Annotated in this window: 11 protein-coding genes and 1 pseudogene; 7 read left to right on the top strand and 5 right to left on the bottom strand. The window is 58.6% G+C overall.

The features are described from left to right. Positions 1-6: 6 nt before the first annotated feature. The 3 genes from topA to ACIOZM_RS28220 all read left to right on the top strand — a co-directional run bounded on the left by topA (position 7) and on the right by ACIOZM_RS28220 (position 3,607). The gene (gene topA, locus ACIOZM_RS28230) at positions 7-2,604 is read left to right on the top strand and encodes a type I DNA topoisomerase (protein WP_401220107.1); all 2,598 of its coding nucleotides are present in this window, start codon (positions 7-9) and stop codon (positions 2,602-2,604) included. Positions 2,605-2,742: 138 nt separating this feature from the next. Next, a complete protein-coding gene (locus tag ACIOZM_RS28225; RefSeq protein WP_401220103.1) occupies positions 2,743-3,267 on the top strand; it encodes a DUF6586 family protein in 525 nt (174 codons plus the stop codon). Between the two features lie 106 nt (positions 3,268-3,373). Continuing rightward, positions 3,374-3,607, top strand: coding sequence for a hypothetical protein (locus tag ACIOZM_RS28220; protein ID WP_007953047.1), 234 nt, complete (start codon positions 3,374-3,376; stop codon positions 3,605-3,607). A gap of 99 nt (positions 3,608-3,706) precedes the next feature. Here the strand turns inward: ACIOZM_RS28220 and sulA are convergent, their stop codons facing one another. Continuing rightward, complete coding sequence (gene sulA / locus ACIOZM_RS28215) at positions 3,707-4,180, bottom strand: SOS-induced cell division inhibitor SulA (protein WP_401220100.1); 474 nt, start codon at positions 4,178-4,180, stop codon at positions 3,707-3,709. A gap of 10 nt (positions 4,181-4,190) precedes the next feature. After that, positions 4,191-4,799 (bottom strand): transcriptional repressor LexA, encoded by a 609-nt coding sequence (gene lexA, locus ACIOZM_RS28210; protein ID WP_401220099.1) that lies wholly within the window; start codon positions 4,797-4,799, stop codon positions 4,191-4,193. A gap of 229 nt (positions 4,800-5,028) precedes the next feature. Between lexA and ACIOZM_RS28205 the strand changes: the two genes are divergently transcribed. The 3 genes from ACIOZM_RS28205 (at position 5,029) to ACIOZM_RS28195 (ending at position 7,655) form a co-directional block, all read left to right on the top strand. After that, positions 5,029-5,736: a TetR/AcrR family transcriptional regulator gene (locus ACIOZM_RS28205; RefSeq protein WP_401220097.1), complete on the top strand. Its 708-nt coding sequence runs from the start codon at positions 5,029-5,031 to the stop codon at positions 5,734-5,736. A 158-nt stretch (positions 5,737-5,894) separates the two neighbouring features. Then, on the top strand, positions 5,895-6,905 hold the full coding sequence (gene nagZ / locus ACIOZM_RS28200; RefSeq protein ID WP_401220095.1) for a beta-N-acetylhexosaminidase: 1,011 nt from the start codon (positions 5,895-5,897) through the stop codon (positions 6,903-6,905). A 12-nt stretch (positions 6,906-6,917) separates the two neighbouring features. Next, on the top strand, positions 6,918-7,655 hold the full coding sequence (locus ACIOZM_RS28195) for an S-methyl-5'-thioinosine phosphorylase (protein WP_401220093.1): 738 nt from the start codon (positions 6,918-6,920) through the stop codon (positions 7,653-7,655). Between the two features lie 141 nt (positions 7,656-7,796). Here the strand turns inward: ACIOZM_RS28195 and ACIOZM_RS28190 are convergent, their stop codons facing one another. Genes ACIOZM_RS28190 through mfd form a run of 3 tightly spaced genes read right to left on the bottom strand, consistent with a single transcriptional unit; the run spans position 7,797 to position 14,524 of the window. Beyond that, the gene (locus tag ACIOZM_RS28190; protein WP_401220091.1) at positions 7,797-10,487 is read right to left on the bottom strand and encodes a DEAD/DEAH box helicase; all 2,691 of its coding nucleotides are present in this window, start codon (positions 10,485-10,487) and stop codon (positions 7,797-7,799) included. 11 nt (positions 10,488-10,498) lie between these two features. Beyond that, positions 10,499-11,065, bottom strand: coding sequence for a CsiV family protein (locus ACIOZM_RS28185; RefSeq protein WP_401220089.1), 567 nt, complete (start codon positions 11,063-11,065; stop codon positions 10,499-10,501). Positions 11,066-11,074: 9 nt separating this feature from the next. Next, entirely contained in the window at positions 11,075-14,524 is a 3,450-nt protein-coding gene (mfd, locus tag ACIOZM_RS28180; RefSeq protein ID WP_401220086.1) for a transcription-repair coupling factor, read from the bottom strand. Between the two features lie 354 nt (positions 14,525-14,878). Between mfd and ACIOZM_RS28175 the strand changes: the two are divergent. Further along, a pseudogene (locus tag ACIOZM_RS28175) lies at positions 14,879-14,982 on the top strand (glyceraldehyde-3-phosphate dehydrogenase); the annotation flags it as partial.

The raw sequence follows: 14,982 nt of genomic DNA, 5'->3' as shown, positions 1-14,982 counted from the left end.
TCTCGGATATGGCCGATACTCGACATCAACAAGTATCTGGGTAACCAATACGTGGTGAAGTCGAGTATCGGCCATATCCGAGACCTGCCCACCAGCGGTTCGGCTAGCGCCAGCAAAGAGCCAGCCGCCAAGCGTGGCAAGGCCGCTGCGGGCGAAGGTCCGGTGCTCACGCCGAAAGAGAAAGCGCGCAAGCAGCTTGTTTCGCGCATGGGTGTCGATCCCGATCACGGCTGGAAAGCCAAATACGAGATCCTTCCTGGCAAGGAAAAGGTCATCGAAGAGCTGCGCCGGCTCGCCAAGGATGCTGACACCATCTATCTCGCAACCGACTTGGATCGCGAGGGGGAAGCCATTGCATGGCACCTGCGCGAAGCCATCGGTGGTGACGACAGCCGCTACAAGCGCGTGGTGTTCAACGAAATCACCAAGAAAGCGATTCAGGAAGCTTTCTCGGCACCGGGCGAGCTGGACATCGATCGTGTGAACGCCCAGCAGGCGCGTCGTTTCCTCGATCGCGTCGTTGGTTACATGGTCTCGCCACTGCTGTGGTCGAAGATCGCCCGTGGTCTGTCCGCCGGTCGCGTGCAATCGGTTGCCGTGAAGCTGGTGGTTGAGCGTGAGCGTGAGATTCGTGCTTTCAACCCGGAAGAGTACTGGGAAGTGCACGCCGACCTTGGCACCGCCAAAGGTTCGACCGTGCGTTTCGAAGTGGCTCGCGAGAAAGGCGAAGCTTTCAAGCCGCTGAACGAAGCCCAGGCCATGGCCGCGCTGGAGAAGCTCAAGTCTTCCAGCTACAGCATCGTCAAGCGCGAAGACAAGCCGACCAGCAGCAAGCCATCGGCGCCGTTCATTACTTCCACGTTGCAACAGGCCGCGAGTAACCGCCTGGGCTTCGGCGTGAAGAAAACCATGATGATGGCCCAGCGTCTGTATGAAGCCGGCTACATCACTTATATGCGTACCGACTCCACCAACCTCTCGGTTGATGCCGTGACGATGGCGCGCACTTATATCGAAGACGAGTTCGGCAAGAAGTACCTGCCGGAAGCGCCGAACGTTTACAGCAGCAAGGAAGGCGCACAAGAGGCTCACGAAGCGATTCGTCCGTCTGACGCCAACACCACGCCAAGCAAGCTTGCAGGCATGGAGCGTGACGCTGAGCGTCTCTACGAGCTGATCTGGCGCCAGTTCCTGGCTTGCCAGATGTTGCCGGCCCAATACCTGTCGACCACCGTCAGCGTCGCTGCTGGTGACTTCGAGCTGCGCGCCAAGGGTCGCATCCTGAAGTTCGACGGCTACACCCGCGTGATGCCGCAAATCGCCAAGCCTGGTGATGACGACGTGCTGCCGGACATGGCTCAGGGCGACGTGATGAAGCTGATCAAGCTTGATCCGACCCAGCACTTCACCAAGCCACCGGCCCGTTATTCGGAAGCCAGTCTGGTGAAAGAAATGGAAAAACGTGGCATTGGTCGTCCTTCGACTTATGCAGCGATCATTTCGACCATTCAGGATCGCGGTTATGTGACTTTGCATAACCGTCGTTTCTACTCGGAAAAAATGGGCGACATCGTCACCGAGCGTCTGTCGGAGAGCTTCTCGAACCTCATGGACTACGGCTTCACTGCCGGCATGGAAGAGAACCTCGATGACGTGGCCCAGGGCGAGCGCGACTGGAAAAACGTGCTGGACGAGTTCTACGGTGACTTCAAGAAAAAACTCGAAGTAGCCGAAAACCCGGAAACCGGGATGCGCGCCAACCAGCCGGTCATGACCGACATTCCGTGCACGACGTGCGGTCGTCCGATGCAGATTCGTACTGCGTCGACCGGCGTGTTCCTCGGTTGCTCGGGCTACAGCCTGCCGCCGAAAGAACGCTGCAAGGCCACCGTCAACCTGGTGCCGGGCGACGAAATCGCTGCGGACGACGAAGGTGAGTCGGAGTCACTGGTACTGCGCGGCAAGCATCGCTGCCCGATCTGCAGCACGGCGATGGATGCTTACCTGCTCGACGAGAAACGCAAGCTGCACATCTGCGGTAACAACCCGGACTGCGCTGGCTACGAGATCGAGGAAGGCAGCTATCGCATCAAGGGCTACGAAGGCCCGAGCCTGGAATGCGACAAGTGCGGCAGCGAAATGCAGTTGAAGACCGGTCGTTTCGGCAAGTTCTTCGGTTGCACCAACCCGACCTGCAAGAACACCCGCAAACTGCTGAAGAGCGGTGACGCGGCGCCGCCGAAGATGGACCCGGTGAAGATGCCTGAGCTGAAATGCGAAAAGGTCAACGACACCTACATCCTGCGTGACGGTGCATCCGGTCTGTTCCTTGCCGCGAGTCAGTTCCCGAAAAACCGTGAGACTCGTGCTCCGCTGGTTATCGAGATTCTGCCGCACAAAGATGAGATCGATCCGAAGTACCACTTCCTGTGCGATGCGCCACAGAAAGATCCTGATGGTTTGCCGGCCGTGATCCGTTACAGCCGCAAGACCAAGGAGCAATACGTGCAGACCGAAGTCGACGGCAAGCCTACCGGTTGGAAGGCTTACTACGATGGTGGCAAGTGGACTGTTGAAGACAAGCGTACCGCGAAGTCCAAATAATCCACGGCACTGAAAAGGCCGCATGAAACCTTCGGGATTTCATGCGGCCTTTTTGTTTTCTGCTTGCGGTCGGATCTACTGATCCACGACACTGTCGGGCCTGTGTGACGCAATTATTTCGTTGTGGAGACTGCCTTCATGGCCCACGAACTCTATACCCGTACCAATCAGAAGATCTATTTCGCCGGTCTTTCGCTGGAAGCCCTGGCTCGCGCTGAAGAGGGGCGGGCGATGAACTCTCTGGCGCTGATTCAGGCTGGGCGCGAATCGGCGTTGTTTCACCTCTACGGCGCTTTGTTGGGGCTGTGCCATGAGATTGCCGGGTTCTATCGTCTGCCTCAAGCCAATGCTCCACGGGCAGAGATGCTGTTGACCCGTGAAGTATTGGAGTCGATCGCTATTCCAGAATTGGCCGAGATGGTCGAATTGGCCGGTAACCCGGAAACCTGGTTGGCGCAATTGCTGGCTGCGCATTCGGCAATGTTCCAGCCGCCACGGGTTCCTCACAAGCCGAAGGGCGATGTGACGCAGCCATTGATTCTGGCGGTCAATCTGGACGAAGAAGAGGCACCGCAAGAGTTGAGTCGTGAGGAGCTGGAGAGCTGGCGACAGAACCTGAAAGGCTTGGCGATTCGCTTTCGTGAAGGTTTGAACGAGTGTTGATGGCGATTGACACGGTGGCAATCTGAAACATGCTGCTGGTCAAGATCCCGAGCGAAGCCTTAACGATGTCTATATAATCCCTGCCTTTCGTGGAGAACAGACCCATATGCCAACGTCCTTTCTAGAAATTGTCGAGTTACCAGACGGTCGTATCGAACTGCGCAGGGCTGAGGACGAAGGTTCTTTGGTGACGCTGGATTTCTCCGAGGATGCCAAGGCGTTCCTGCAAGGTCAGCACGTTGAAATCGCCAAAGCGATGTTGAGCGTCGGCGTGCAGATGGCCGGTCGTATGGTTGAAGGCGAGTTTGATAAAGATGAGGGGCCGCGGGTTCTTCACTGATCCCCGCCTGTCTGCGATTTTTGTCGTTATCGCTCCAGATCGGCTTCTCTATCCCTGGAGAAGCCCTGCGCTTCACACACAGCGCACGTTACAAGTAAATCAACCCAGTCGAATATTCAGACTTTGTGCGTTGCCGGTTCTGGCGGCGCTGATCAGCTGTTGCCGTGAGCTTGTGCTAAGCGGATTGATCCAGCTAACCACCGTATGGCTACGGCCCAGGCGCAACGCTTCGCACGTCAATTGCTGAGCACTTTGAATGCCGCGTGGCTGTAGCAGCAGAATACGCTCCCGGTTCAGGCCGGCGTCTCTCAGCCATGACTGCGTAACGCTGGCGGGAGGGGCGATCAGCGTCAGCCAGCGTGCATCCTGATCCTCGCTCAAATCGCGAAGGATCGGGGCGAGCAGGTTCAGGCAGTTCCCGGCTGCACCACGCAGAGACAGCTCACTGAATACTTCAGGTTCGGCATTCCAGGGGCGCTCGATCACTTCTTTGAGGATCGGTGCCATGGGTTGTGCCAGAAACGCTTCGAATAACGGCAGTTGTGTTTGCTGAGGTGTGTGTGGGAACTGCATAAAGCCTCCTTTAGCGGCGGATTACGCCGACACTCAAGCCTTCGATCACCAGTTCCTGATCTTTCAGGTCGACTTCGATGGGCGCGAACTCTGGGTTTTCCGCAATCAGCCAGACTTTGCTGCCGTCGCGCTTGAAGCGTTTGACGGTGACTTCGTCGCCGATTCGGGCGACAACGATCTGGCCATTACGCGCTTCGCGAGTGGTGTGAACCGCCAGTAAATCGCCGTCGAAAATGCCGATGTCCTTCATGCTCATGCCGTGTACGCGCAACAGATAGTCGGCGCGGGGATGAAAGAAGGCTGGATTGATGTTGCAGGATTCTTCGATGTGCTGCTGGGCGAGGATCGGAGCACCAGCGGCCACTCGGCCAATGATTGGCAGTGTGGAATCGTCGGCCTTGGCTTCGAAGCCCGGGATGCGGATACCGCGAGAAGCACCGGGAGTCATCTCGATGGCGCCCTTGCGGGCCAGTGCCTTGAGATGTTCTTCGGCAGCGTTCGGCGACTTGAAGCCCAGTTCCTGAGCGATTTCCGCACGGGTCGGCGGGTAGCCGTTGTCTTCGAGGCAGCGTTTGATGAAGGCCAGAATCTCGGCTTGGCGTGGCGTCAGTTTTAGCATATTGATCGCTCTGTCTTTTTATACAGTGACTGGGATTATATACAGTGAAGCGGTCTTGGCAATGCCCGTTTTTTTGCAGGCCGCCAGACGGTCGGCAGCTGCGCTTATTAATGCATCGGGCTTGTGTGGTTAAATAGCTGACCGACCATTCCCAAAACGAACTGGCAGGCTTGACAAGGCACAGGCTGAAACGTATGTTTCAAACAAGTGTTTGTCAGGCGGAGTAGCCATGGCCCAGTCGGAAACCGTTGAACGCATTCTTGATGCTGCCGAACAGTTGTTCGCAGAGAAGGGTTTCGCGGAAACCTCATTGCGTTTGATCACCAGCAAGGCCGGCGTCAACCTGGCTGCGGTGAACTATCATTTCGGCTCCAAGAAGGCGCTGATCCAGGCGGTGTTCTCGCGTTTTCTCGGACCGTTCTGCATCAGTCTGGATAAAGAACTCGAACGCCGTCAGGCCAAGCCTGAAAACAAGCCGACGTTGGAAGAGCTTCTCGAGATTCTTGTCGAGCAGGCGCTTGTCGTGCAGCCACGCAGCGGCAACGATCTGTCGATCTTCATGCGCTTGCTCGGTTTGGCTTTCAGTCAGAGCCAAGGTCACTTGCGGCGTTATCTGGAAGACATGTACGGCAAGGTGTTCCGTCGCTATATGTTGCTGGTCAACGAAGCGGCTCCGCGTATTCCACCAATCGAACTGTTCTGGCGCGTGCACTTCATGCTCGGTGCTGCTGCATTCAGCATGTCCGGCATCAAGGCTTTGCGGGCGATTGCCGAGACTGATTTCGGCGTCAACACCTCCATCGAGCAAGTCATGCGCCTGATGGTGCCGTTCCTTGCGGCCGGCATGCGCGCCGAAACCGGTGTCACCGATACCGCGATGGCAACGGCGCAACTGCGTCCGCGTACTAAATCAACGCCGGTGGCCGCCAAGGTTTAACCGCACACGGGTGGGCGTGGCAGCTTGTATCCGCTAAGCTAGCCGCCCATGCCGACTCTCGTTCTGAACCCGTTCTCCATAGATTTCGTCGACCTGCCGGGCACTGCCTTCGGTGGCGATTTCGTGCAGGTCGGGTTTTTCGTTTTCAAGGAATTGTTATGACTGCTGGCCTGCAAGGCTCGTTGATGGTGGACGTCGCCGGTACCTGGCTGACGGCCGAGGATCGCCAATTGTTGCGCCAGCCCGAAGTGGGCGGCCTGATCATCTTCGCGCGAAACATCGAGCATCCACGTCAGGTGCGTGAGCTGAGCGCGGCAATCCGTGCCGTTCGCCCGGATCTGCTGCTGGCGGTGGACCAGGAGGGCGGTCGTGTACAGCGGCTGCGTCAGGGCTTCGTGCGACTGCCGGCGATGCGCGCTATCGCTGACAACCCGAATGCCGAACACCTCGCTGAGCAATGCGGCTGGATCATGGCCACAGAAGTGTTGGCAGTGGGGCTCGACTTGAGCTTCGCGCCAGTGCTGGATCTCGACTATCAGCGCAGCGCTGTGGTCGGCACCCGTTCCTTTGAAGGTGATCCGGAGCGTGCAGCATTGCTCGCCGGAGCGTTCATTCGCGGCATGAACAGTGCGGGTATGGCCGCCACTGGCAAGCATTTCCCTGGTCACGGCTGGGCGGAAGCTGACTCTCATGTGGCAATCCCGAACGACGAGCGCAGCCTCGACGAGATCCGCGCCAACGACCTCGTGCCCTTCGCCAAACTCAGCAAGCAATTGGCCGCTGTGATGCCTGCCCATGTGATCTACCCGCAAGTCGATTCGCAACCAGCCGGATTCTCCCGACGCTGGCTGCAGGACATCCTGCGCGGCGAGTTGCAGTTCGACGGCGTGATATTCAGTGACGATTTGTCGATGGCCGGCGCCCATGTGGTCGGCGATGCTGCCAGTCGTATCGAAGCCGCACTCAGCGCCGGTTGCGACATGGGCCTGGTGTGCAACGACCGCGCTGCCGCCGAACTGGCCCTGAGCGCCGCGCAGCGCTTGAAGGTCAAGCCATCGGCGCGTATTGCGCGGATGCGCGGCCAGGCGTTCGCCAGCACCGATTACCGTCAGGACCCGCGCTGGCTCACCGCCATCGGCGCGCTGAAAGACGCTCAACTGATTGATTAAGGACTCTTCGTTATGACGGTTTACGCGATTATCGGTGGTACTGGCCTGACCCAGCTCGAAGGTTTGAGCATTCGTCAGTCGCTGGCAGTGGATACGCCTTATGGTGCGCCATCAGCCGAGGTGCAGATCGGTGAGTACGCCGGCAAGGAAGTGCTGTTCCTCGCCCGCCACGGTCATCCGCACCGCTTCCCGCCGCATAAGGTCAACTACCGCGCCAATCTCTGGGCGCTGAAGCAGGCCGGTGCTGAAGCGATCATTGCGGTCAATGCTGTGGGCGGGATTCATCCGGCAATGGGCACTGGGCATTTTTGTGTTCCGCACCAGATCGTCGACTACACCAGTGGTCGTGAGCACACTTTTTTCGCCGATGATCTGGAGCATGTCACCCACATCGACTTCAGCTTTCCTTACAGCGAGCCGCTGCGTCAGCAGTTGATTGCGGCGTTGGCGGCGGAAGGATGCGAATACAGCGGTGAGGGCGTTTACGCTTGCACGCAGGGCCCGCGATTGGAAACCGTGGCCGAAATTGTGCGTCTGGAGCGTGACGGCTGCGACATCGTCGGCATGACGGGTATGCCGGAAGCGGCACTGGCCCGTGAGCTGGATCTGGATTACGCCTGTCTGTCGCTGGTGGTGAACCCGGCAGCGGGCAAGACCACGGCGGTGATCACTATGGCTGAAATCGAGCAGGCTTTGCATGACGGGATGGGCAAGGTGAAATCGACGTTGGCGCGGGTGCTCAAGGGCTGAGTCTAGCCTGACTTCGAGTCGACCCCATCGCTGGCAAGCCAGCTCCCACAGGTTTCGAGTTGAGCCAAAGTTTTATTTACGGCTCATAACCTTGTGGGAGCTGGCTTGCCAGCGATAGCGTCCTGACTGCCGCCAACATCCTCAACGCTTGTCGAGCTTGTCCGGCAATGGCGCAAACAGCGCTTCAATATCATCATTCTGCAACTTCCAGTCCCCGGCCTTGCGCCCGTCCAGTACGCCCGCCGCCAGGTCGGATTTTTCCTTCTGCAAGTGCTGAATCTTCTCTTCCACCGTGCCTCGGGCAATCATTTTGTAGACGAACACCGGTTTCTCCTGGCCGATTCGATACGCGCGGTCAGTCGCCTGATTCTCGGTCGCCGGGTTCCACCACGGGTCGTAGTGAATCACGGTATCCGCTTCCGTCAGGTTGAGCCCGACGCCGCCAGCCTTCAGGCTGATCAGAAAGATCTGACGCGTACCACTCTGAAATTCCTTCACTGGCGTACGCCGATCACGGGTTTGCCCGGTCAGTAGCGCATACGAAATATTGCGTTTTTTCAGTTCCGCCTCGATCAGCGACAGCATCGAAGTGAACTGTGAAAACAGCAGAATCCGCCGTCCTTCTTCAAACAGCTCTTCGAGCATTTCCATCAGGCTGTCGAGCTTGCCCGAGGTGCTGCCGCGAGCGGGCAGGGTGGCATCGTTGACCAGTCGCAGATCGCAACAGACCTGCCGCAGCTTTAGCAGCGCTTCAAGAATGATGATCTGGCTGCGCGCCACGCCTTTACGGGTAATCTCGTCGCGAACCTTTTTGTCCATCGCCAGACGCATGGTTTCGTACACGTCACGCTGGGCTTCATTGAGATCGACCCAGTGGATGATTTCCGTCTTCGGTGGAAGTTCGGTGGCAACTTGTTCTTTGGTGCGGCGCAGCAGGAACGGTTTGATCCGACCGTTAAGGTGCTGAAGTCTGACCTCGCTGCCACGTTTTTCGATGGGCACACGGTAATCGGCATTAAAGCTTTTGACGTCGCCAAGCCATCCCGGCAGCAGGAAGTGAAACAGCGACCACAGTTCGCCCAGGTGATTTTCCAGTGGCGTGCCGCTCAGGCACAGGCGCTGGCGAGCGTTGAGCTCACGGGCGGCTTGCGCGGCTTTGCTGTTCGGATTCTTGATGTACTGCGCTTCATCCAGCACCAACACGTGCAGCGGTTGCTGCGCGAGACGTTCGATGTCCTTGGGCAGCAGCGCGTAGGTGGTGAGGATAAGATCGTATTCAGCGAGTTTCTCAAAGTGCTTTTTACGACTGGCACCGTACAGCGCCACCACCTTCAATTGCGGGGTGAAGTGCGCTGCTTCGTCGAGCCAGTTGGGAATCAGGCTGGTGGGCATCACCACCATGCACGGTCGATCCAGGCGGCCAGCGTTTTTTTCGCTGAGAATGTGCGCCAGAGTCTGTAAGGTTTTTCCCAACCCCATGTCATCCGCGAGAATCCCGCCAACCTCAAGTTGCCGTAGCGATTGCATCCAGCTCAAACCTTCAAGCTGATACGGGCGTAGCGTTGCGTTCAAGCCTTGCGGTGCTTGCGCGCTGTAATCACGAATATCGCGCAGACGCTGGGCGAAACCGCGAATGTGCTCTCCGCCTTCCCACAGCAGAGGAATGCCTTCCAGCGAATTGAGTCGCGTGGCGTCAGCCTTGCTCAGGCGTAACGTGGTTTCGCCCGGTTCCTGCAAATAGAATTCGCCGAGGGTCGCCAGTACCGGTTTCAATCGGCCAAGCGGCAACGCCACTTGCAACGGGCCGTGCTCGCTGTTGCGTTGCGGGATGTTCACCAGAATCAGCTCTTCATCCCGACGCCGCGCAAGGCGTTCCGGGTTGAGGATTTCCGCATGCGAGCGCATCAGGTTGAGCAGAATCGGCAGCAGGCTCAGGCGTTCGCCGTTGACGATGATCCCCAGTTCCAGATCAAACCAGTCACGCTCCGGCGCCTGTTCGACGGTGGCGTACCAGTCATCGACAGCCGTCAGGTCGAAGCCGAACTCTTCGTCGATCTGCAATTCCCAGTTCTGAGTGCGCAGCTTTGGCAGCTCATTGAGAGTGAAGGTCAGCCAGGCACTGTCATTGACCATCTCATACAGCTCGCCAGCGCTTTCCGGCAGCGCTTTGCTCTGGCGGGTGGCGATGCGAAATCCGAGGATTCGCAGTTGCTCTCGATAGGACTGTTCGACTTCCGGGTGACGTTTTATCCGTAGCGTCTGGGTTTCCTGGCGGATCAGGATGTCGCTGTTCTTTTGCCCGCTGACGTATTCGTCCAGATAGCTGAAAGACAGCGCCGCACGATGCTGGATATAGCGCTGCATTTTGCCGTTACGCGGTTCGAAGGCGCTGAACTCGACACTGGCCAGCCACAGGCGTGGCACCGGTTGCACATTGTCCACCAGCACTTGCGGAGGAGCCTTCGGGCCGCGGTTTTCCAGCACGGCCTGAAGTTTTTCCAGTAGCTCGGCGTCTTTGGCAGCAGCAGGGTATTCGAGGGTTTCCTGCACTTGCAGCAATACCGCCGCGCAATGTTTGCAGTTGATGCGAACCGGGCAGGTGCAAGTGGCGTCGACCATCAGCAGCGTTCCTTTGGCTGACTCGCGCAGGTGAATGGTCTGACGGTAAACGTTACCGCCAGAGCCTTCGCAACTGGCGGTGATCGTCGCGTCGCCGACCTGGGCGATTCGTACCCGGTTTTCCAGAGCATAGCGGCGGCCACGCTCCAGGCTCTGTTCCTTGAATCGGCTGACCCAGGAGGGTGCCAACGGTTTACTCAGGGGCGGGGACATAAGGACTTCGATCAGTCCGGAATGGCTTCAGGGGCTTGCCGTGGGGCGGGCGCCGTCAGAGAGGTGATCTTGACCAGCAGCCCCAGGTGGCCGTTGTCGAGAAAATTCAGTTGGCCATTTTTGGTATGACTGTCCTGTTTCAGGCGCTCACTGGCGGTGACCATGCCATTGGCGTCGATCTGATTGACCCAGAAATCGGCGTTCACATCGGTGAAGCGGCCGAGTTTCATTTCCAGCGTGCCCTCGATCGGGAACTGACCGAACTGTTCCGAGCCTTCGCTGACCGCCACTTTCGCCGGCGCTTCGCCGAGGGTTTGCTGCCAGGCCCTGTGCATCAACACGCTGTAATCGCCGCTGGCGGTGAGTTTCGCCGCCACATCGCCCAATGCCGGCGTGCGTTTGCTGTCGTCGCCCAGGCGCTGGGCACCAGCGGCCCAGTCTTCCGGGGCGGCACGGCTGACAATCGCCGGTACCGCGTTCTGGCGTACCAGAATCATTTCGACCATATACGTGTCATCGGCAAATGCCGTGGGAGCGACCAGGGTCAGAAGCAAGGTCAGTGAGCGAAACAGGCGCATGCGGCGTCCTTAAACAGTTTTCGGGAGGAGGCGCTCGAACAGCGCCTCTACAGTATTAAAGCGCTCTTCCGGGCGTTCCATCGGCACCTGGAACTTGAACATTGTGGCGCCTTCGAATTTGTAGCGTTTTGGCTGGCTCTGAATCAGCTTGATCAGAGTCATCGGATCGACCGGAGTCTGCGCCGCGAACTCGATACGTCCGCCCTGCGGGCCACCATCGACCTTCTTGATGCCCAACTGTTCGGCCTGCAATTTCAGCGCAGTGATCCGCACCAGATTCTTGGTTGGCTCAGGCAGCAAGCCGAATCGGTCGATCATTTCCACTTGCAGGTCTTTCAGGCCTTCCTCGTCGGTGGCCGAGGCGATGCGCTTGTACAGAATCAACCGGGCGTGGACGTCCGGCAGATAGCTTTCAGGGATCAGCGCCGGCACCCGCAGATTGACCTCCGGGCCGCCACCAAGCGGCTGGTCGAGGTTCGGCTGCTCGCCCTTGCGGATCGACTTCACTGCGCGTTCGAGCATTTCCATGTACAGCGTAAAACCGACTGCCTGAATCTGCCCGCTCTGACCATCGCCGAGCAGTTCGCCGGCACCACGGATTTCCAGGTCATTGGTCGCCAGCACGAAACCGGCGCCGAGATCCTGAGTGTTGGCAATCGCTTCCAGACGTTTTTCCGCGTCGCCAGTGATTTGCTGGCGCGGTGGCGTCAACAGGTAGGCGTAAGCCTGGTGATGACTGCGGCCGACACGACCACGCAACTGGTGCAATTGTGCCAGGCCGAACTTGTCGGCGCGCTCGATGATGATGGTGTTGGCGCTTGGCACGTCGATGCCGGTCTCGATGATGGTCGAGGCGATCAGCACGTTGAAGCGCTTGTGATAGAAGTCGCTCATCACCTGTTCGAGTTCGCGTTCGCGCATCTGCCCGTGGCCGATGCCGATCCGCGCTTCCGGCACCAGTTCAGCCAGATCCGCAGCGCACTTCTCGATGGTTTTCACATCGTTGTGCAAGTAGTAAACCTGCCCGCCACGCAACAGTTCACGCAGCAAAGCCTCTTTGACAGTGCTTTTGTTCTGCTCCATGACGAAGGTGCGCACCGACAGGCGTCGCGCTGGCGGCGTGGCGATGATCGACAGGTCGCGCATGCCCGACACTGCCATGTTCAGCGTGCGCGGAATCGGCGTGGCGGTCAGGGTCAGAATGTCGACTTCGCTGCGCAGCGCCTTGAGCTGTTCTTTCTGACGCACACCGAAACGGTGTTCTTCGTCGATGATTACCAGCCCGAGATTTTTGATCTTCACGTCGTCGGACAGCAACTTGTGCGTGCCGATGACGATGTCGATTTTGCCTTCGGCCAGGTCCGCAATGGCGGCGTTGATTTCCTTGGTCGACTTGAAGCGGCTCATCACTTCCACGCTCACCGGCCAGTCGGCGAAGCGGTCGCGGAAGCTGTTGTAATGCTGTTGGGCGAGCAGGGTGGTCGGGACCAGAATCGCCACTTGGCGACCGCCGTGCACAGCGATGAACGCTGCGCGCATCGCCACTTCGGTCTTGCCGAAACCTACGTCGCCGCACACCAGTCGATCCATCGGTCTCGGTGCGAGCATGTCTTCGCGCACGGCTTCGATGGTGGTTTGCTGGTCCGGGGTTTCTTCGAACGGGAAACCGGCGCTGAAGGTTGCGTAATCGGCTTTCGGATCGGCGAATGCATAACCTTCGCGAGCCGCGCGGCGGGCATAGATGTCGAGCAACTCGGCGGCGACATCGCGCACCTGTTCGGCGGCTTTGCGTTTGGCTTTCTGCCACGTCTCGGAGCCGAGGCGATGCAATGGGGCCAGCGCATCGTCGCTGCCGGTGTAGCGGGCAATCAGGTGCAGGTTCGCCACGGGCACGTAGAGCTTGGCGCCCTCGGCGTATTCGAGGGTGAGAAACTCGGCGGCCTGATCTTCGATTTCCAGGGTTGCGAGGCCCAGATAACGACCGACACCGTGGTCGATGTGCACCACCGGCGCGCCTTCGCGCAGCTCGGTAAGGTTTTTGATCACTGCATCGTTATTGCCGTCAGCGCGTTTTTCGCGACGGCGACGCTGCATCACTCGTTGACCGAACAGCGGGCTTTCCGCAACCAGCGCCAATGCCGGATCGTCCAGCATCAGGCCTTCATCGAGCGGCGCAATGGTGATCGCCAGACGATCCTTGCCGTTGACGAAATCCGGCCAGCTATCGACGGTTTTTGGGCGCAGCTTCAGGCGTTCGAGCAACTCCAGCAACACTTCACGACGGCCCGCGGACTCGGCGGTGAACAGCACGCGCCCGGGGAATTCCTCGAGGAATGCGGCAAGCGCAGCAAGTGGCTGAGTGGCCTTGGCTTCAATCGCCAGATTCGGCAGCGCTTGCGCCGGGAAGCGTTCGCGACCGGCACCGGCCTCGACGTCCTGCTGACTGGCAACCACGCGCGGCCAGTTCTTCAGGCGGGCGAAGCAGTCTTCCACCGGCAGGAACAGTTCGGCGGGAGGCAATAAAGGACGCGATGGATCGACGCGACGTTCTTCATAGCGATTGCGCACGTCGTTCCAGAAGTTTTCCGCCGCCTGTTCGATGCCCGGCAGCGAGAACACTTGGGTGTCCTGTGGCAGGTAGTCGAACAGGGTCGAGGTCTCGTCGAAGAACAGCGGCAGGTAATACTCGATACCGGCCGGCGTGATCCCGCTGCTCAGATCCTGAAAGATCGGGCAGCGACGGAAGTCGACATCGAAGCGCTCGCGGAAACGAGCCTTGAAGCGGGTGACCGCATCTTTTTGCAGCGGAAACTCGCGGGCCGGCAGCAGCTTGACCGAATCGACCTTGTCGATGGAGCGCTGGTTTTCCGGATCGAAGGTACGCAGGGTCTCGATTTCGTCGTCGAACAGATCAATGCGATAGGGCAGTTTGCTGCCCATCGGGAACAGATCGATCAGCGCACCGCGTACGGTGAACTCGCCGTGCTCGTAGACCGTATCGACATAGCGATAGCCGCTGGCTTCGAGCCGCGAACGCATCTGCTCGACGTCGAGTTTCTGGCCAACGTCCAGCACCAGACTGCTGCCGAGCAGGAATTTGGTCGGCGCCAGGCGATGCAGGGCGGTGGTGATCGGCACCACCAGCACGCCATGTTCCAGTTCCGGCAGCCTATATAGGCTGGCGATACGCTGGGAAATGATGTCCTGGTGCGGCGAGAACAGGTCGTAGGGCAGGGTTTCCCAGTCGGGAAAATGCAGAACGGGCAAATCCGGGGCGAAGAAGCCCAGCTCCTGTTCCAGCCGTTCGGCACTTTGGCTGTCGGCGGTCAATAGCAACGTGAAGCGCTTGGCAGCGCTGGCAGCCTCGGCAATCGCCAGGCTGAGGGCAGCACCGGGCAAATTGCCCCAATGCTGTTTACCTGCCGCAGCAGGGAGAAGCGGTAGACGCAGAACGGGCACGGAAGGTTGAGCTCCAGGCTTTGCGACAAAGTCGGTAATTGTAGCGGCGTCAGGTGTCGCCTGTCAGTTGCAGACTGTGTCTATCTTCGATGTTTGCGCGAAATGTAGTGGTAACCATAAAAACGAGCACTTTTTTAGTGGTTATGTAGTGCCGAAACGGGGTCGTGTTACGGAGGGTTACAGACATCGTCTAACAGTCGTCGAAAAATTGACTGCGCTGAAAGCCGCGGTTTTACTGGGCTGTAGAAGGGCGTAATTTTTTTGATAGGAATTTTGTTACCGATTGCGCGACAAGCGCGCATTGCTACAAGAGGTTCTGGGCGGCATAATGTAGCCCCTTTTTTCTGCCCCTACATGTGGAAGGTTACCGTGACTCAGAAGCCCGACCAGTGTCTTGGTGAATGGATCGACCGTGAAGCACTCGCAGAAGCGATGATTCCGCTTATAGGTAAGCTATA

This window comes from Pseudomonas sp. NPDC087346, from assembly GCF_044744235.1.
GTDB lineage: Bacteria > Pseudomonadota > Gammaproteobacteria > Pseudomonadales > Pseudomonadaceae > Aquipseudomonas.
The sequence above is the reverse complement of the archived record's forward strand: the minus strand, read 5'-3'. Positions and strand labels throughout refer to the sequence as shown.